A 17,432-nucleotide genomic window follows, 5' to 3' on the forward strand; every position below is an offset into this window, starting at 1 on the left:
CATGTACAGCTCCTTTTTCTGATTTTTATAAAATCTATCAAATGATAGGTTTTGATCAAAAAAAAAGCAAAGTGCTTTTTTTTGTTGTTTTTACTGTTCAGAAGAAAGTAAACCATATAAAAGGACGTTGGTATATAATGAAGCTTGCTCTTTTGCAAATTTGATGGATTCCTCTTCAGTTAAACCCGGTTCAACCGCAAACTGGTTAATTAAATTCAGCAACAGCTGCGCTGCTGTTATAGGAGGGGTATTAAACTGGGCCGGATTTCTAACCTCTCCCTTTTTTATGCCCTCTTCAAAAACCGATGCAATTGGCAGTAAATACGCTTCTTGCCACCACTTAATGATGGTTCCTTTATGCCTTTCATCCAGCTCAGTTTCAATATCTCTGAACATCTGGCTTAAATCCTTAGGACTTTGATGCAAAATCGTAAATGTTACTTGAAACAAGCATTCTGGAATTTGATCATGGTAATGTGTGACGATCTTTTCAATCCGAATTTGAGCTTCATACAATTCTGTCCGGATCACTTCCAGATAAATCTCTTCTTTATTTTTAAAGTAATGATATAAAGTCGGCTGGGTAATACCGCACGTTTCCGCGATTCTTCTCGTTGATACGGCTCGAAATCCGAACTCCATAAATAATTTTCGTGACACTCTGATAATTTCCTGTCTCGTTTCCTTTTTGTATTTTCTGAACTGGGTCATGTAAACACCTTTCCCTATCACTTGATAGAAATATACCCGTTGATTGGGAAACTGTCAAGAAACCTTTATTGAGAATAAAAAAAGAACCAGACATCCAGTCTGATTCTGCTTCCTCTTATCCTTTACTTCGCCAACTCATAAATCGCCTGCGCGTATATCGCGGTTGCCCGTATTAAATCCTCTATTTCAATATATTCGTCCTTTTGATGGGCGATGTCCGGTCTGCCTGGGAACAGCGGTCCAAAGGCAACTCCCGCTTTCAGTGAACGGGCATACGTTCCGCCGCCGATTGAAATGAGGCTCGCCTTTTCTCCTGTCTGCTCTTCATATACTTTTGACAGGGTTTGGATCAGCGGATGACCGGCTTCTACGTAATGGGACGGCGAGTCATTGAACATAGTCAGCTCTGCACCTTGAATGGATTCAAAAGCAGCCCTGACCGGTTCGGATGACGCGGTTACCGGATAGCGGACGTTGATGCCAAGTTCACCGGTCTGATTGGAAAATTTCATCGTTCCAAGATTCACGGTTAAATCTCCGCTTACATCGTCGTTCGCTTTAATGCCAAGCGCTTCTCCTCTTGTATCCCCTTTAAAGTGTTCTTTGATAAAAGATGTAAACCTTTTTCCTGCTTCATCCAAATGAAGCGTGCTTAAAAATGAAGCTAAGCTCACTCCGGCATTCTTCCCATTGTTCGGTTCCATTGCATGTGCCGAAACCCCTTCAATTTGAAGTACGGTTTGTCCGCTTGCTTTTTTAACCGAACCTTTTAGTCCTTCTCTTTCAAGCCATGCTGAAAATTGTTCCTCGAAATCATCTTTTCCTTTTACTTCAGCTTCAGCAAAATCAGGCACCATGTTAAACCGGCGGCCAGATGAGAAGGAGACAAGTGTTAATGGTCCGGAATCAGCTGTTTCTTTCCCATTAAACCGCAGCTTTGCATCAATAATCCCTTTTTCCGCATGAATAATCGGGAAATCCGCATCAGGGGCAAACCCAATATCCGGCATTTGCTCGTGTTTGAAATAATGGTCTACGCAGCGCCAGTCGCTTTCTTCATCTGTTCCAATAATCATACGGACTTTTTTATTCAGCTCCACACCTGAATCTTTAACAAGCTTCATGGCATGATAGGCAGCCATAGTCGGACCTTTATCATCCAGCGCACCGCGGGCAAAAATTTTACCATCGCGGATTTCAGCGCCATAAGGATCTGAGCTCCATCCGTCTCCTTCTGGAACCACATCGATGTGGCAAAGAATGCCCAGGATTTCATCCCCTTTGCCCATTTCCAAATGGCCTGCATAGCCTTCCAGATTTTTTTTAAGGAAGCCATCCTTCTCGCCTTTATTCAGCAAGTGTTCAAACGCTTCCTGAATGCCTTTTCCGAAAGGAGCCCCTTCTTGTCCGCCATCTTCATCGAGAACGCTTTTAATTCTCAAAAATTCCTGTGTGTCCTTAATAACCTGTTCCCGTCTTTTTTCCGTTTCTTCGATCCAGTTGAACATGATCAAACCCCTCTTCTGCTCTATGTATGATTTACCTCTATATATGATAAGATACCAAACGAATAGGTTCTATGAAAGAACGGTTCGAAAAAACCAAACACAGCCCTTGCATTTTTGTTAAAAAACGAATATTATTAATAAGGTTTTGAAATAACGTTCGTATTATTTGGAGGTTTCCCATGTTTAAGCTAAAAGAAAACCAGACCACATTGAGAACAGAAATTATCGCTGGCTTTACGACTTTCCTTACCATGGTCTACATCGTGGTAGTTAACCCGCAAATTCTCTCTGCTGCAGGAGTTCCGCCGCAGCAAGTATTCACAGCAACCATCATTGCTTCCATTATCGGAACGCTCTGGATGGCTTTTTTCGCTAATTATCCAATCGCGATTGCTCCGGGAATGGGACTGAACGCGTATTTCGCTTTTTCGGTCGTTGGAGGAAAAGCCAATATTTCTTATGAAGTAGCGTTTGCATCTGTATTTGTTGCAGGTATTATTTTTGTCATCCTATCCTTGACACCATTCAGGAAAAAGCTGATTGAAGCCATTCCTGCAAACTTAAAGAATGGAATCACTGCCGGAATTGGATTATTTATTGCTTTTATTGGTCTGCGCACTTCAGGAATCGTGGCCGACCATCCCGAAAACTTAGTTGCTCTTGGAAATCTTCATTCTGCACCAGTGGTGCTCACTTTAATCGGACTTGCTATTACCCTTGTCTTGATGGCCCGCAACGTAAATGGCGCGATCTTTATCGGAATGATTATAACCGGCCTGATTGCTTATTTCACAGGCCAGCTTAAAATTAAAGGCATTGCAGCAGCTCCCCATCTTCCAGAAGGCATCATCATCAATCCGTTGACTGCCTTCGGCGATGTCATCCATTATGGACTGTATGCTGTCGTGTTCTCCTTCCTGCTTGTGACAATTTTTGACACAACGGGGACTATGATCGGAGTAGCCCAGCAGGCTGGGCTGATGAAAGGGAAAGAACTCCCGAATGCAAGAAAAGCTCTTCTTGCAGATTCTTCGGCTACCACAATTGGAGCCATTTTCGGAACCAGTCCTACAACGGCCTACATCGAATCTTCAGCCGGAGTGGCTGCTGGAGGCCGAACAGGTTTGACTGCATTGGTCGTTGCCATCCTCTTCGGCATTTCGTCTTTCTTTTTCCCGCTCGTCAATGCCGTTTCAGGAATTCCAGCCATCACTGCTCCCGCGCTTATCATCGTTGGAAGCTTAATGATGGGATCTATTTCCAACATCAACTGGGGTGAACTGGACGAAGCCTTTCCTGCATTTCTTGTTATTCTGACAATGCCTCTTACATCAAGCATTGCAACAGGAATTGCGCTTGGATTCATCTCTTATCCAATTATGAAGGCTGCGAAAGGAAAATGGAAAGAGGTTCATCCTTTTGTCTATATCTTTGCCGTTCTTTTCTTTATCCATCTCGTCGTCATTGGCTCACATTAATCATTTAGGCTCTGTTAAAGCCTGATGTGATTTTTAACACCTGGATCGGAAGGCGCGAGACTCCTGCTTAGAGCAGCGGGACAGATGAGGCCCGGCCGGCGTTTACGCCGAGTAGGCGCACCGCCGGCCCATGGAAAAAAAAGCGCCTGATAACTGCAAACAACAGGCAAATTTAACAGAGGTTAATAAAAAAGGCAGCGCAGCCCCTAAACGGAACCCGCTGCCTTTTTTTATTATCTTTAAGTCGTTCTGCCGGCTGCCCATTTGTGAGGCCTATATGTTACAGGACGAAAAGGGAAGGATCGGGCAGACAGTAGTCTCCAGGAAGAGAATGGATGATGACATCCCACATCCCTTTATCTACGACCACAGGAGGATACGGCTCTGCTGCCGTAAACAAGGGTCTGTAAACACTACCGAAAATAACATTCCCCTCTCCCGTCATCCTCGACTGAAGGTATTCCCTTATCTCTCCCTTTTTGATCCTCTGTAAGGAATCGTCTCTTCCGCTCATATTTATTGCCTCATGATACACTTGCAGGACATTCATGGTCCCTTTTTCCAGCGACCAATGATTTACAGCCTCCCTGGCAGCGTTTGCCCCCAAATAATTTCGGTAAACATCATCTGAAATAAGAGAGTACAGATAGCCGCTCAATTCATTTTCGGTCGAGTACACAATTCCATTCAATTGGTGCTGAACCATTTCAGGCAGTCCTCCAGCATTGTTTACCAATGCCGGCAGTCCTGAAATTTGGGCCTCAATTAAAGATAATGGCTGATTTTCAATTAAGCTTGGCTGCACATATAGATCCGCCTGAGCCATTAATTGTGGAACATCCCCTTTAACATCCCTTTCAATGCAATGTTCCTGGTTACCACAACTTCCCTCCATTCCAATTTGCCTATGAACTCGACAAATTAAATAAAAATTTAAGAAGAATGGTTTAAATAAGAATAAATAGTGGAATAGCACATATGTAGTAAAAGACATATGTTTTTCAGAAGGAATATGTTAATATTGTGTAAATTCACGACTCAAGGTGGAATTTATCCGCTTTTATCGTGTAAAATATAGTTGTAGCTTAAACTATACCAACTAAATAGGGTAATACGAAGACATCTTCAGTGGTTGACATCCCAGATTGTGCCAGGTCAAAAGACCTGTTCAATCCAATAATGAGGAGTGGTTTTTTGAAACCTTCAACTAATCGTATGCTAAACCGTATCAAATCTATCTACATGTACATCATGGAAAGAGGTACAGTTACGACACAGCAGCTTGTTGACGAATTTGGTATCACACCAAGAACCATTCAGCGTGACTTAAATGTGTTAGCATACAACGAGCTTGTCAAAAGCCCCGCACGAGGTAAGTGGACAACTACAAAAAAGAAAGTGAAACTCTCATCTTAACAAAAGCATGGTACGAGCCTATACATAAAAAGGAACCTGGAAAGATCAGGTTCCTTTTTTTTGCGTTTATATTTCATCAATCGGCTCCGCCAGACACCAGATTCATGGAGCCCCTACACAGCAAAGCGGTCGGCCCCGTTTACAAAAAATCAGCCGGCATGCTATTGCGGAGAATTTCAACTTCCTCTTCTGTTAAATCGCGGTACTCACCCGGCTCCAAGCTCTCATCCAGCTCAAGATCGCCCATCGTGAGCCGCTTTAAATATGTCACTTTCTTTCCTACAGACTCGAACATTCTCTTAACCTGATGAAACTTCCCTTCTGTAATCGTCAATTCAATTTCAGACGTTTCTCCGCTCTTTAAGATGGTAAGTTTTGCAGGCTTCGTCACATATTCATCATCCAGCGTGACCCCTTTTTTGAAGGCCGTGATATCTGTCTCCGTAACCTCGCCCGAGATGACGGCATAATAGGTTTTCGGCACGTGCTTTTTCGGAGAGAGCAGCTGATGGGATAACTGGCCGTCATTTGTGATAACGAGCAGCCCTTCCGTATCTTTATCCAGCCTTCCAACCGGAAACGGTTCCCGGATGGCATCTTCCGGAGTCAAAAGGTCAATGACCGTATCCTGGGCGAGATCCTCTGTGGCAGAAAGAACGCCCGGAGGCTTATTCATCATGAAATAAATAAACTCCTTATACTCCACCTGTTCTCCATGAACGGTGACCTCCTGTTTCTCAGGATCTACATGCGTTTTTGCATCCTTAATAACCTCTCCATCCGCGAGCACTGCTCCGGTTTTCAGAAGCTTTTTCACTTCCTTGCGGCTTCCATAGCCAATCGTTGCAAGCAGCTTATCAATTCTCATCCTTGTTCCACCTCATTTTAAAAGGAAAGGCCTTTTAAGCCTTTCCCTTAGTTTTTCTATTTAAAAACGAAAACCTGGATCCCAGAAGCTTTTCAAGCAAGTGTGATTTGTGAGCGGCATAGAGGTAGGCTGCTGCCCCGCCTCCAATTGAAATAACCAGAACAATTGCGGCTTCCACCTTTCCCGCCTTAAAACCAATAAATATACTTGTAATGGATTCAAGAACAGAAACAAAAATGCTCATTACAATCGTTAAAATGAAAATGAAAACCGCTCTTTTAAAGAACATCTTAAACGAAAAGCCGGCATGTCTTTTAATCATAGCAAATCCGTAAAGAATGGAAACAGCAAAGCCGAGAGCCGTTGCCATAATGGATCCTTCCCCGCCAAACAATACGACTAAAGGATAATTTACAGCCGCTTTTACAATTAAACCAGCGGCAAGACTGATGACAGCGAGCTTCTGTTTATTGATTCCCTGCAATATAGCGGCATTCACAGTAAAGTAGCAAAACAGCAAGGCAGCAGGCGCCTGCCATTGGAGCAGAACTGCGGCCTTTGGTTCATAACCGAAAAAGACTTCATAGATTGGACCGGCAAGCACCATCATTCCTGCTGTTGCAGGCAAAATTAAGAACATGATGATTTGAAAAGCCTGATTAGTCTGCTTATGCACCTGGCGCATATCACCTGCTGTAAAAGCTTTTGTAATAGACGGCACGAGCGTCAAACCAAACGCAGTTGCAAGGGATACAAGAATCATAATTAGAGATCGACCCTGAAATTGAACATAGGCAAAAATATCAAATGCCTCTTTGTGTGATACTCCAGCCTGCCTTAATGCCCCGTACATTGTCTTTTGGTCAATTACCTGATAAAGCGGGATAGCCAAACCGACAAAAACAAACGGGATCGAGTAGGTCAGCAGCTCTTTAAAAAGCACGCGCATCTTTACATCTGAAGGCTGCACGGTATTTTCCTTCATGGCCTCAAGCGTGTCTCTCCGTTTCAGCCAGTAGATGTATAAAACAATTAATCCTCCGGCCGCCCCTGCTGCGGCAGCGATTGTCGCAAAGCCGATCGCTGTCACAAGCGAACCGTGCTGAATATAAAGAACTGTATAAACAGATACAAGCAGGAAAATAATCCGGACAAGCTGCTCAACCACCTGCGATACAGATGTAGGACCCATCATCTGATGGCCCTGGAAAAATCCCCGGATGAGCGCCATAATCGGTACGATGATTAAAGCTACACTAAGCATTCTGATGATATAAGTGACATCCTCAACTTTGCCGGCAGGAGCATCATTGGAATCAAGTGATGCGGCCGCTATATCAGGAGCCAGATAATACATCGCGCCGAAGCTGAGCAAGCCCATCAGCAGCATAACGAACATTCCGTTTCTGAACATTCTCAGGCTCGTCTGGTAGTCCCCCATCGAGTTGTACCTTGAAACGAACTTGGAAACAGCCATCGGAAAGCCTGCTGTTGCAATACTGAGGAAGATCACATACGGTGTATAGCCCATTTGGTATAAAGCAGATCCCTCAGTATCAACCATATCCACGAACGGAATCATATAAATAATCCCGAGTAATCTTGATATGTACGTTCCTAACGTTAATATAAACGTTCCTTTTAATAATTTATCCGACATAAAGGGTATCACCATTCTTGTTAAAGATAAGGTTCCTATTTTATTTGAACTTTTCTATTTTACCACACGAACGCGCGAAGCGGAAAAGTTGTTCGGATTTGGCATTTTTTATTCTCACTCTTTCGGCTATAATGAATGAAGATTTATGGATGAAAATAAAGGTTGTGAAAAGATGAAATACGATGTAATCGTTATTGGGGGAGGACCTTCAGGACTGATGGCTGCCATTTCTGCAGGCAGCAAGGGGGCTAAAGTTCTCCTGATCGATAAAGGAAGCAAGCTTGGCCGGAAACTCGCTATATCCGGAGGCGGACGGTGTAATGTAACGAACCGGCTCCCCGTTGAAGAAATAATCAAACACATTCCCGGCAACGGCCGTTTTTTATACAGTGCCTTTTCTGAATTCAGCAATGAAGATATCATTTCCTTTTTTGAAGGACTTGGAGTCGGACTGAAGGAAGAAGATCATGGCAGGATGTTCCCTGTGTCAAACAAGGCTCAGTCTGTCGTAGATTCGCTGCTAACCGAGCTGAAAAGATTAAAGGTTCAAATCAGAGTCAACGAGCCGGTTAAGCAAGTCGAATATGAAAACCATCAGGTGAAGGGAATCACCCTGAAAACCGGTGAGTTTATAGCGGGCTCTGCCGTCGTGACTGCCGTCGGCGGAAAAAGCGTTCCTCACACGGGAAGCACGGGCGATGGATATGCCTGGGCCGAAAAAGCCGGACACACCATCACCGACTTATTTCCGACCGAAGTTCCTGTCACATCAAGCGAACCCTTTATCAAAAATAAATCGCTTCAAGGTCTCGCTTTAAGAGATGTGGGCTTAAGTGTGCTGAATCCAAAAGGAAAAACGGTCATTACACATAAAATGGACATGCTCTTCACCCATTTTGGTATTTCAGGACCTGCGGTACTCCGCTGCAGCCAATATATCGTGAAAACGATGAAGAAGTTCAATGCGCAGTATGTCAGAGTCTCCATTGATGCTTTGCCTGGCCGAAAAGAAGAAGAAATTTTTCAGGAGCTCGTGAAGCTTGGAAAAGAAGAACCGAAAAGAGCCCTTAAGAATCTCTATAAAGGGCTGCTGCCTGAACGATATTTATTATTTTTACTGGAACAGCAATCCATTGATCCGGGTGAAACCTACGCACAAATTCCTCACGACAAGCTAAGAGCATTCGCTAAATCATGCAAGCAGTTTGAGTTTAAGGTCGATGGCACTCTGCCGCTTGATAAAGCATTCGTTACAGGAGGCGGGGTCTCCGTTAAGGAAATCCATCCAAAGGAGATGGCCTCCAAGCTGATGCCGGGCCTTTACTTCTGCGGAGAAATTCTCGATATTCATGGCTATACAGGCGGATACAATATTACAGCGGCACTCATTACCGGAAAACTTGCCGGACAGAATGCCGCACTATATGCAAGACAGAAGGACGAAAGCCCGGTATAATACCGGGCTTTTTGTGGTTTGAATAAAGGGAACGGCGGGAATTAGCGAATTTCGTCGAAAAGTCGATATCTCTCAGGCCCCCTAACTAGTTTGGACACCTCCACTCATTCTAAATATAATGAGGGCAGAGGAGATGAGGCCAAGATGAAGAGAAAGAATGGTCCGATTGAGGACGTAAAGAAGAAATATGTCAGAATGGCATTAGCGTCCGGCACTACGGCTTGCCTAGCCAGGAAATTATCAGTAGCTCCTTCTACTCTGTCAGGGTGGGTGCGCCAGTATCGGGATGAAGTCGAATTAGAGATGAAAATGGAGGGTGTCTCTCCCCTTTCTGAAAACTCTGGTACGGATGAGATCCAGAAAAAATATGATCAAGCCATGAAACTGTTAGGGGAAAAAGAGCTAGAAGTTGAAATGCTTCGAGAAATGATAAAAAAAAAATCGAAATGTTAACCGATAAAGTCGAATTCGCAAAAGAATGGGTAGAAGCCGGGTTTGCGGTCACTCGGGTAATCAACATTGTGGGAATATCTAAGTCCACTTACTATTATCAACAGGCCAATCCCATTCCGGCGAAAAGGGTAGCTGGCGGAAGGCCTATCCCCGGTTTTTCCTTAGACTCAAAAGGAAAACGTGTATCTGACGAGCAAATCAAAGCGTACCTGGTCAAGCTGATCGGTGGTATGGAGGCGGTCTATGGGTATCGGAAACTGACAAGCTGCCTAAAACGGAAGCACCATCTGACCATCAGTAAAAAGAAGGTGTACCGTCTGTGCAAGGAAATGGGGATCCTGTTCCCTTTAAAAATTCGAAACAATAAGTACCCCAGAAAGATTGCCAGGAATCGAATCGTCACAGGTCCAAATCAAATGTGGCAGATTGACATCAAATATGGATACATCCCAGGCATAGAGCGTTTTTTCTACCTGGCAAGCGCGATAGACGTGTACGATCGGAAGATTGTCGGCTTTTATTTAGGGAGAACATGTGGCGGGAAAGATATCACAAAAATGCTTAAGACGGCTCTGAGAGCCCGTAAAATAGAAAATTCCGGCGAAGAGAAGCTGGTGCTTAGAACCGATAATGGACCCCAGTTTATCGGGATCCAATTTCAAGAGTTCTGCCTGGAAAACAAAGAAAGGCTGGAGCATGAACGAATTCCTCCAAAGTCACCTAATTTGAATGCTTATATCGAGTCCTTTCATAGCGTCCTCGAACGAGAGTGTTACCAGCGGCACGAATTCCAGACATTCGAAGAGGCCAATGAAGTCGTGAAGGAATACATTCAGTTTTACAATAACAAAAGACTGCATGGAAGCCTTGAGGACTGGCCTCCAGCTGTCTATTTTCAGAAACATAAAAAGGGTGAAGTAAAACCTAGAAAGATCGCTCTTTGAAAAACGGAGAAAACATTAGAATTCGGAAGAGCGTGTCCAAAATTAGGGGGCTCAACCGATATCCTTAAATAATAGCAGATATATTCTGATTTTCGTCGATATATCCAAATTTCCGTCGATATCCTGAAATTTCAAAGAGAGTGCTCCCCCAACCCGATCCGAAAGCATCCAAATTTCAGCGAATACATCCGTCTTCCCGTCCATTCTGTTCGAATATAAACTAGCCCCATCTATATTCCCAGCCAAATTGCCTACTAAGTAATCACTTGCACCCCAATATTCCGCATAAAAAATAAGCAAGCGGCCTTTTCTCACGTTCGATATAAGATCATCGCAGAGAAACAGTACACTTGCTCTCCTTCCGCATCACAGGAAGCAGCAACTGAAAACTTTACGTCCACAAGCTGTTCATCATCTAATTTGGATAAAAAATGATTAACCTCTTTTTCCAGGTCTTTCTCGTGTTCTTCATCAAACACAGCCACCTTCATTGCATCAGCACCACCCTAAATCGCAGCCCTCCGCATACTGCTGCTGGCCGCAGTTTCGTTCATACAATTTATAAATCCGTCCTTCTTCAAAGACAAACCCTTCTATTAAATCATATTGCTTGCCCTCTTCGTTTATGACAAGCCAGCCGATTGGATTTTTCCCGCAAAATAATTCAATGAGGTCCTCACTTACCTTCGCCGTAACGCGCTTCGTGATATCGAGCATATGGTATTCACTCATCGCCCATCCCTCCCTTACCTCAATGTATGAAAAAGGGGGTTATTTATGTTAACGCTTTCAATATCCGTTTTCCTGAATCATTCACGAATAGAAAATTTATTAATGAGATTCCTTGACAAACATCCAAATCCATTGTAATTTGTATGTACAAACAAAAGGAGTTTTTATCATGCTGATTGATGAATATTTTAATAATTGTCTGTACTTCACAGTTAATAAGCTGTCCCGCGCAATCACCAAGATGGCGGAGGATGCCTTTAAAAGGACCGGGCTCTCTCCGACCCATGCCTTCCTCATGATGCTTGTCATAGAGAAGCCCGGCATTTCACAGTCGGAGCTCGCAGAAGCGCTTCATTTAAAGCCATCCACCATCACCCGTTTTGTAGATAAATTGGTGGAAAAGGGATACACTGAACGAAGAGCAGATGGAAAGAGATCGCTGAATCACCCGACTGCAGATGGAAAAGCCATTCTGGAAGACATTAAAGAAGGCTGGAAAATTCTCTTTCGTGCGTACTCAGATATTTTAGGAGACGATGAAGGAAAAGCATTGAATCAATTAATCCATGAAGCCGGAAACAAGCTCGAAAGGTAATGATACACAATCTCTTTAGTGAATAGGATAAAAGTTCATTAAAGAGTTCCGTTTATAGTTGCATGTACAAACAAAGAAACAAACCATTCTTCATCAGCCTGTAAAAAAATTTACCCTTTCATTTGTATATACAATTAATAATATTATGAGGAGGTCGCTACATGTCTGAAAAAGTCATGCTGATAGCAGGAGCAGGAACAGGTATCAGCCTAAGCACAGCACGAAAATTTGGTAAGGAAGGATTTAAAATTGCCCTCATTGCCCGCAATGCAGCGTCACTTCAACAGTACGAGAATGAATTGAATAGCGAGGGCATTGAGGCAAACGGATTTCCTGGAGATCTAGCATCAGAACAATCCTTAAAATCAGCCATCGGTTCCGTCATTAAAACTTTTGGAAAAGTGGATGTTCTATTGTATAATGCTGCTTCAGGAAAGCCTGGGAAACCAACAGAATTAACAATAGATGATTTGATGTCTGATTTTAAAGTAAGCGTTGCTGGAGCACTTGCCAGCGTGAAAGAAGTCCTTCCATTTATGAAAAATGGGGCAATTCTTTTGACAGGCGGCGGCCTGGCACTTCAGCCTTATGCCGATCTTGCCTCCCTGTCCATCGGCAAAGCCGGGATAAGAAGCCTGGCCGGCAGTTTGCATCAGGAATTGCAGCCTAAAGGGATTTATGTGGGCACATTGCTTGTTAATGGCTATGTGCAAGAAGGTACATGGTGTTCAGCTGATCATATTGCTGATGCATTTTATGGCATGTATGAAAATCAAACCGAGCAGGAAGTTTTCTTCCAGGAAAAATAAATTGATTTTAATACTAACATCAGAAAGGTGATATAAATGAAAACATTAGTTTTAACCGCCCATCCAAACATGGAGCAATCAAAGGTCAACAAAGTATGGATGAACCGTCTTCAGCAAGAAAAACAGGTAACAGTCCGCGATTTATATGCTCTTTACCCTGATTTTAAAATTGACCGGGAAACAGAACAGCAGCTCTTATTGGAGCATGACCGCATTGTTTTTCAATTCCCATTCTACTGGTACAGCTCCCCGGCTCTATTAAAAGAATGGCAGGACATGGTTTTAACATACGGGTTCGCTTACGGGTCTGAAGGAACGAAACTGCACGGAAAAGAGTTTATGCTCGCCATTTCTACAGGCGGACCTGCTGAAGCCTACCAATCCGGAGGCTACAATCACTATTCGATGAGTGAGCTGACTCGTCCCTTTCAGGCGACAGCCAATCTCTGCGGAATGCATTTCCTTCCATCCTTTTTACTGCAGGGGATGATGGCACTGGACGAAGAAAAACTTCAGGAAAGCGCAGAAGCACTTGCTGCGTATGTGATAAAGCCAAATATACGAAAGCGCTAAACACAGCCTGTATCAGGATGAAATCATCTATGATACAGGCTTTAATTTTGCTGCATGTCCAAGAAGACTATGGATTCAAGATTAAACATTTTATAAAACGGTTCTAAATAACACGGCTGACCTATACGATTTAGGAAGGAAATCATTAAAAAATCCATTCTATGAAACAGGTGAGGCCGAATGTTTGCCGTTCATTTCATTGAAGACAAAAACATCGTATTAAGCCAGCTGCTTACCGCTGTTCCTGCTGCAGGGGATGATTTAAAAATCAAAGGACGCAAAGGACAGGTTGCGGAAGTGAGAAGTGTGGATGACAGAAATGTGAACGTGTATGTGGTTTTCGAAAGCGTTGTCAAAAACAAAGCTGCTGCAGACGATAAGAAAAAGAAAAAAAGGTAAAAGAAAGTTGTTTTCGGACCCTTTTCATGGATTAATCACCCGTGAGAGGGTTTTTTCGTTCTTACTCATCGGGAATTTCATTCGGGAATTAATAAGAAAAAAACAAACAGGCCAAAATACAATCATCAGCAGCTACTGGAGCTGTGAACTGATTTCAGCATAACTTGGAACAGGCTTTAAAAATTGCAAAAACTATTGGCGGTGAAAATCATGGAAAATAAAGACTTTCAAAAAATTTATGAAGAATACCTTCATAAGGGAGCTGCCATGGCTCAATCGGAAGAAACCCATTCAGAAAAAGAACACATTGCCGCTGTCCGCAAAAACGATGACGGAGATCTCATCGCTTTTAAGACGAGCAGCGGGAGAGAATTGGATTATATTAGTGCGCTTAATGAAGCAAAAGCAGGAAAGCTTGCTCATGTGGATGTCTTTCATAAGTATGGCCGGGATATCATTCGAAGTGAGCCTGATGGCATAAAAGAAAATAACCTTGATCACTTGCCCTCTTTTTAATGAGCAGTCCTGTAAACCCGTTTTACTGCTTCCTCCCCTTTTTACATTTCGTCTGTTTTGGATGATTTCCGCTCCCTAACCCGTTCCATGAGGACACAAAAACCCCCCGGCATGCCGGGGGGATTCCATTCCACTGTTTTCTTACTGCGATACTTAATGCTTAGGGGACGTTTCGCCTTTCCAGCTGAGCATGCCGCCTGTCATATTGACCACTTTATAGCCCTGTTCCTGAAGGTAGGCTGCAACGTTTTCGCTTCTCTTACCGGAGCGGCAGATGAAAACATATTCTTTTTCTTTATCCAGCTCGCCTGCTCTTGCAGGAATATCGCCCATTTTAATATGTTTTGCTTCGGCAATCATGCCCTCAGCTACTTCGTCATCCTCGCGCACATCGATTAATTCAAGTTTTTCACCGTTCTGCAATTTTTGACGGACTTCTTCTGGAGAAATTTCTTTGATCATCTTCTGTTCAGCTCCTACATTCATAATGATTTTATTATAGCAGGGGAAGCCATCCCATGCTAATTTGCCGGATGGCTGCACAGACCGAGAAAAGCACCCGGATGAAATCCGGATGCCTTTCTTTTAATTCGCCACAATATTAACCAATTTTCCAGGAACGGCGATGACTTTACGGATGGTTTTGCCTTCAAGCTGCTCTTTTACTTTAGCATCTTCAAGTGCAAGTTTCTCCATTTCTTCTCTCGTTGCTTCAGCAGGAACGAGAAGCTTTGCTTTCACTTTGCCGTTGAATTGAACAACGACTTCGATTTCATCCTCTACAAGCTTGGACTCATCATACTCCGGCCATTTTTCATATGAAATGGTGTCTGTATGACCAAGCTTTTCCCATAGCTCTTCTGCAAGATGGGGAGCAATTGGAGAAAGAAGCTTCACAAAGCCTTCCATATATTCTTTTGGAAGTTCATTTGCTTTATAGGCATCATTCGTGAATACCATAAGCTGCGAAATCGCCGTATTGAAGCGGAGCCCTTCGATGTTTTCGCTCACTTTTTTCACGGTTTCGTGGTACACCTTCTCTAAAGAAGGATTTCCGCTGTTTGTAACCTTCGGAGTCAAGTTTCCATCATCTTCAATCATCAATCTCCATACGCGGTCAAGGAAGCGTCTTGCTCCGTCCAGTCCTTTTTCAGACCAGGCAATGGACGCTTCAAGCGGCCCCATGAACATTTCGTACAGACGAAGCGTATCAGCGCCATGGCTCTCCACAACTTCATCCGGATTGACAACGTTGCCTTTGGATTTACTCATTTTTTCATTATTTTCACCAAGAATCATTCCTTGGTTAAACAGCTTTTGGAATGGCTCTTTCGCTGGAACCATGCCGATATCGTAAAGGAACTTGTGCCAGAAACGTGCGTATAGAAGGTGAAGCACCGCATGCTCAGCTCCTCCGATGTACGTATCAACCGGCAGCCATTGTTTGATTTTTTCCGGATCGGCCAGATGATTTTCGTTCGCTGGATCGATGTAGCGCAGGTAATACCAGCAGCTTCCCGCCCATTGCGGCATCGTGTTTGTTTCTCTGCGACCTTTTTTCCCCGTCTCAGGATCTGTTACGTTCACCCACTCAGAAATGTTGGCAAGCGGTGATTCACCTGTACCGGACGGTTTGATTTCCGTTGTTTTCGGAAGCACAAGCGGAAGCTCTGCTTCTGGAACAGCGGACATGGTGCCGTCTTCCCAATGAATGATTGGAATCGGCTCGCCCCAGTAGCGCTGGCGGCTGAACAGCCAGTCACGAAGGCGGTACGTTACTTTCTTTTCGCCTTTGCTGTTTTCTTCAAGCCATTCAATCATTTTTTGAATCGCTTCCTCTTTCCCCATTCCGTTCAGGAATTCAGAGTTCACGTGCTCCCCGTCGCCGGAGTAAGCTTCTTTCGTTACATCGCCGCCTTGAACAACCTCTTTAATCGGAAGCTCGAATTTCACAGCGAATTCATAATCCCGTTCATCATGGGCAGGCACCGCCATAATTGCCCCGGTACCGTAGCTGATCAAGACGTAATCTGCCACCCAGATCGGCATTTTTTCGCCGCTTACAGGGTTGATGGCATATGCACCTGTGAAGACACCGGTTTTATCCTTGGCAAGATCTGTTCTTTCCAGATCGGACTTGGATTTCATTTGATTGATATAAGCATCCACCGCTTCTTTTTGGTCAGCTGTAACAATCTTGCTCACCAGCGCATGCTCAGGAGCAATGACCGCATACGTTGCACCGAAAAGAGTATCCGGTCTTGTTGTAAAAACGGTGAAGCTCTCGTCATGTCCATCTACTTCAAAATGGACGTGAGCCCCCTCTGAACGGCCAATCCAGTTGCGCTGCATTTCTTTAATACTCTCCGGCCAGTCTACTTCATCCAAATCCTCAATTAATCGATCTGCGTAGGCAGTGATTTTCAGCATCCACTGCTTCATCGGACGGCGTTCAACCGGATGTCCGCCCCGCTCGCTTTTCCCGTCAATGACTTCTTCATTCGCAAGCACGGTTCCAAGCGCCGGACACCAGTTCACTGCTACTTCATCAATATATGCAAGGCCTTTTTCATAAAGCTTAAGGAAAATCCACTGTGTCCATTTATAGTAATGAGGATCCGTCGTGTTGACCTCGCGATCCCAATCATAAGAAAAGCCGAGCGCCTGAATTTGGCGTCTGAAATTGTTGATGTTCTTTTCCGTGAATTCTGCCGGGTCATTTCCTGTATCCAGGGCAAACTGTTCGGCAGGAAGTCCGAATGCATCCCATCCCATTGGATGAAGAACATTGTACCCCTGCATCCGTTTCATGCGGGAAAGAATATCTGTCGCCGTAAATCCTTCCGGATGCCCTACGTGAAGACCGGCTCCTGAAGGATAAGGGAACATATCCAATGCATAAAATTTAGGGCGGTTCGGTTCCTCCCCTGTCTTAAATGTCTTGTTGGCAAGCCAGTGCTTTTGCCATTTCTGTTCGATTTTCTTATGACTGAAACTCATATACATCCTCCTTATTTTCGCTGAACGGACATCGAGTACGCGGCCGTGAACAATAAAAAAAGCTCCGTCCCTGTAAAAAGGGACGAGAGCTTTCTCCCGCGGTACCACCCAAATTAGTGTATACAAACTACACTCGCTTGACATTCGTAACGTGAATGCACGGCAGACACTACTGATTTCTTTCGCATCTGCAAACTCAAAGGCGAGTTCATGAACATTTGCTGCTGACTTCCACCTGCCGTCAGCTCTCTGTGGTGCATCCTGTTCACTACTGCTCCTTATCTCCGTTCGACTATTCTACTGCTATTTTATAA

The 17,432-nt window shown here is 44.0% G+C and carries 19 protein-coding genes and 1 other annotated feature; of the genes, 10 read left to right on the forward strand and 9 right to left on the reverse strand.

The window, feature by feature from the left end; genetic code table 11:
• Nucleotides 1–90: 90 nt before the first annotated feature.
• Together CEF21_RS17435 and pepV are read right to left on the reverse strand one after the other, a co-directional pair.
• Complete coding sequence (locus tag CEF21_RS17435; protein ID WP_164462234.1) at nucleotides 91–660, reverse strand: TetR/AcrR family transcriptional regulator; 570 nt, start codon at nucleotides 658–660, stop codon at nucleotides 91–93.
• 173 nt (nucleotides 661–833) lie between these two features.
• Nucleotides 834–2,219: a dipeptidase PepV gene (pepV, locus tag CEF21_RS17440; RefSeq protein ID WP_123918588.1), complete on the reverse strand. Its 1,386-nt coding sequence runs from the start codon at nucleotides 2,217–2,219 to the stop codon at nucleotides 834–836.
• 179 nt (nucleotides 2,220–2,398) lie between these two features.
• Between pepV and CEF21_RS17445 the strand changes: the two genes are divergently transcribed.
• Complete coding sequence (locus CEF21_RS17445) at nucleotides 2,399–3,697, forward strand: NCS2 family permease (protein WP_123918590.1); 1,299 nt, start codon at nucleotides 2,399–2,401, stop codon at nucleotides 3,695–3,697.
• Between the two features lie 280 nt (nucleotides 3,698–3,977).
• Here CEF21_RS17445 and CEF21_RS17450 read toward each other — a convergent pair whose 3' ends face one another.
• Nucleotides 3,978–4,691 (reverse strand): glycosyltransferase, encoded by a 714-nt coding sequence (locus CEF21_RS17450; protein WP_123918592.1) that lies wholly within the window; start codon nucleotides 4,689–4,691, stop codon nucleotides 3,978–3,980.
• Nucleotides 4,692–4,891: 200 nt separating this feature from the next.
• Between CEF21_RS17450 and CEF21_RS17455 the strand changes: the two genes are divergently transcribed.
• Complete coding sequence (locus CEF21_RS17455; RefSeq protein ID WP_123918594.1) at nucleotides 4,892–5,113, forward strand: DeoR family transcriptional regulator; 222 nt, start codon at nucleotides 4,892–4,894, stop codon at nucleotides 5,111–5,113.
• Nucleotides 5,114–5,252: 139 nt separating this feature from the next.
• Here the strand turns inward: CEF21_RS17455 and CEF21_RS17460 are convergent, their stop codons facing one another.
• Both CEF21_RS17460 and CEF21_RS17465 read right to left on the reverse strand, forming a co-directional pair.
• Nucleotides 5,253–5,981 (reverse strand): pseudouridine synthase, encoded by a 729-nt coding sequence (locus CEF21_RS17460; protein WP_123918596.1) that lies wholly within the window; start codon nucleotides 5,979–5,981, stop codon nucleotides 5,253–5,255.
• 34 nt (nucleotides 5,982–6,015) lie between these two features.
• A complete protein-coding gene (locus CEF21_RS17465) occupies nucleotides 6,016–7,641 on the reverse strand; it encodes a putative polysaccharide biosynthesis protein (RefSeq protein ID WP_123918598.1) in 1,626 nt (541 codons plus the stop codon).
• A gap of 172 nt (nucleotides 7,642–7,813) precedes the next feature.
• Here CEF21_RS17465 and CEF21_RS17470 point away from each other — a divergent pair, with 172 nt between their 5' ends.
• The 3 genes from CEF21_RS17470 to CEF21_RS17480 all read left to right on the forward strand — a co-directional run bounded on the left by CEF21_RS17470 (nucleotide 7,814) and on the right by CEF21_RS17480 (nucleotide 10,494).
• A complete protein-coding gene (locus tag CEF21_RS17470) occupies nucleotides 7,814–9,097 on the forward strand; it encodes a BaiN/RdsA family NAD(P)/FAD-dependent oxidoreductase (RefSeq protein WP_123918600.1) in 1,284 nt (427 codons plus the stop codon).
• A gap of 144 nt (nucleotides 9,098–9,241) precedes the next feature.
• Nucleotides 9,242–9,550 carry a transposase gene (locus CEF21_RS17475; RefSeq protein WP_123918602.1) on the forward strand — a complete coding sequence of 103 codons (309 nt, stop codon included), beginning with the start codon at nucleotides 9,242–9,244 and terminating at the stop codon, nucleotides 9,548–9,550.
• A complete protein-coding gene (locus CEF21_RS17480; protein WP_123918604.1) occupies nucleotides 9,544–10,494 on the forward strand; it encodes an IS3 family transposase in 951 nt (316 codons plus the stop codon). The genes CEF21_RS17475 and CEF21_RS17480 overlap by 7 nt, the downstream gene beginning before the upstream one ends.
• A gap of 311 nt (nucleotides 10,495–10,805) precedes the next feature.
• Here CEF21_RS17480 and CEF21_RS17485 read toward each other — a convergent pair whose 3' ends face one another.
• Nucleotides 10,806–10,985, reverse strand: coding sequence for a sporulation protein Cse60 (locus CEF21_RS17485; RefSeq protein ID WP_123918606.1), 180 nt, complete (start codon nucleotides 10,983–10,985; stop codon nucleotides 10,806–10,808).
• A 4-nt stretch (nucleotides 10,986–10,989) separates the two neighbouring features.
• The gene (locus CEF21_RS17490) at nucleotides 10,990–11,226 is read right to left on the reverse strand and encodes a DUF2553 family protein (RefSeq protein WP_123918608.1); all 237 of its coding nucleotides are present in this window, start codon (nucleotides 11,224–11,226) and stop codon (nucleotides 10,990–10,992) included.
• Nucleotides 11,227–11,395: 169 nt separating this feature from the next.
• Between CEF21_RS17490 and CEF21_RS17495 the strand changes: the two genes are divergently transcribed.
• The 5 genes from CEF21_RS17495 (at nucleotide 11,396) to CEF21_RS17515 (ending at nucleotide 14,118) form a co-directional block, all read left to right on the forward strand.
• Nucleotides 11,396–11,821: a MarR family winged helix-turn-helix transcriptional regulator gene (locus CEF21_RS17495; protein ID WP_241156702.1), complete on the forward strand. Its 426-nt coding sequence runs from the start codon at nucleotides 11,396–11,398 to the stop codon at nucleotides 11,819–11,821.
• 161 nt (nucleotides 11,822–11,982) lie between these two features.
• Nucleotides 11,983–12,630 carry an SDR family NAD(P)-dependent oxidoreductase gene (locus CEF21_RS17500; RefSeq protein ID WP_123918610.1) on the forward strand — a complete coding sequence of 216 codons (648 nt, stop codon included), beginning with the start codon at nucleotides 11,983–11,985 and terminating at the stop codon, nucleotides 12,628–12,630.
• A 36-nt stretch (nucleotides 12,631–12,666) separates the two neighbouring features.
• Complete coding sequence (locus tag CEF21_RS17505; RefSeq protein WP_123918612.1) at nucleotides 12,667–13,203, forward strand: NAD(P)H-dependent oxidoreductase; 537 nt, start codon at nucleotides 12,667–12,669, stop codon at nucleotides 13,201–13,203.
• A gap of 180 nt (nucleotides 13,204–13,383) precedes the next feature.
• Nucleotides 13,384–13,602 (forward strand): hypothetical protein, encoded by a 219-nt coding sequence (locus tag CEF21_RS17510; protein WP_123918614.1) that lies wholly within the window; start codon nucleotides 13,384–13,386, stop codon nucleotides 13,600–13,602.
• Between the two features lie 210 nt (nucleotides 13,603–13,812).
• Nucleotides 13,813–14,118 (forward strand): DUF3892 domain-containing protein, encoded by a 306-nt coding sequence (locus tag CEF21_RS17515; protein WP_123918616.1) that lies wholly within the window; start codon nucleotides 13,813–13,815, stop codon nucleotides 14,116–14,118.
• Between the two features lie 153 nt (nucleotides 14,119–14,271).
• Here CEF21_RS17515 and CEF21_RS17520 read toward each other — a convergent pair whose 3' ends face one another.
• Nucleotides 14,272–14,580: a rhodanese-like domain-containing protein gene (locus CEF21_RS17520; RefSeq protein ID WP_123918618.1), complete on the reverse strand. Its 309-nt coding sequence runs from the start codon at nucleotides 14,578–14,580 to the stop codon at nucleotides 14,272–14,274.
• 123 nt (nucleotides 14,581–14,703) lie between these two features.
• The gene (gene leuS / locus CEF21_RS17525) at nucleotides 14,704–17,118 is read right to left on the reverse strand and encodes a leucine--tRNA ligase (protein WP_123918620.1); all 2,415 of its coding nucleotides are present in this window, start codon (nucleotides 17,116–17,118) and stop codon (nucleotides 14,704–14,706) included.
• A gap of 75 nt (nucleotides 17,119–17,193) precedes the next feature.
• Nucleotides 17,194–17,412: a binding site (T-box leader), on the reverse strand.
• Nucleotides 17,413–17,432: the final 20 nt, after the last annotated feature.

Origin of the sequence: Bacillus sp. FJAT-42376 (assembly GCF_003816055.1) — a bacterium.
Lineage (GTDB): Bacteria > Bacillota > Bacilli > Bacillales > Bacillaceae > Metabacillus_B.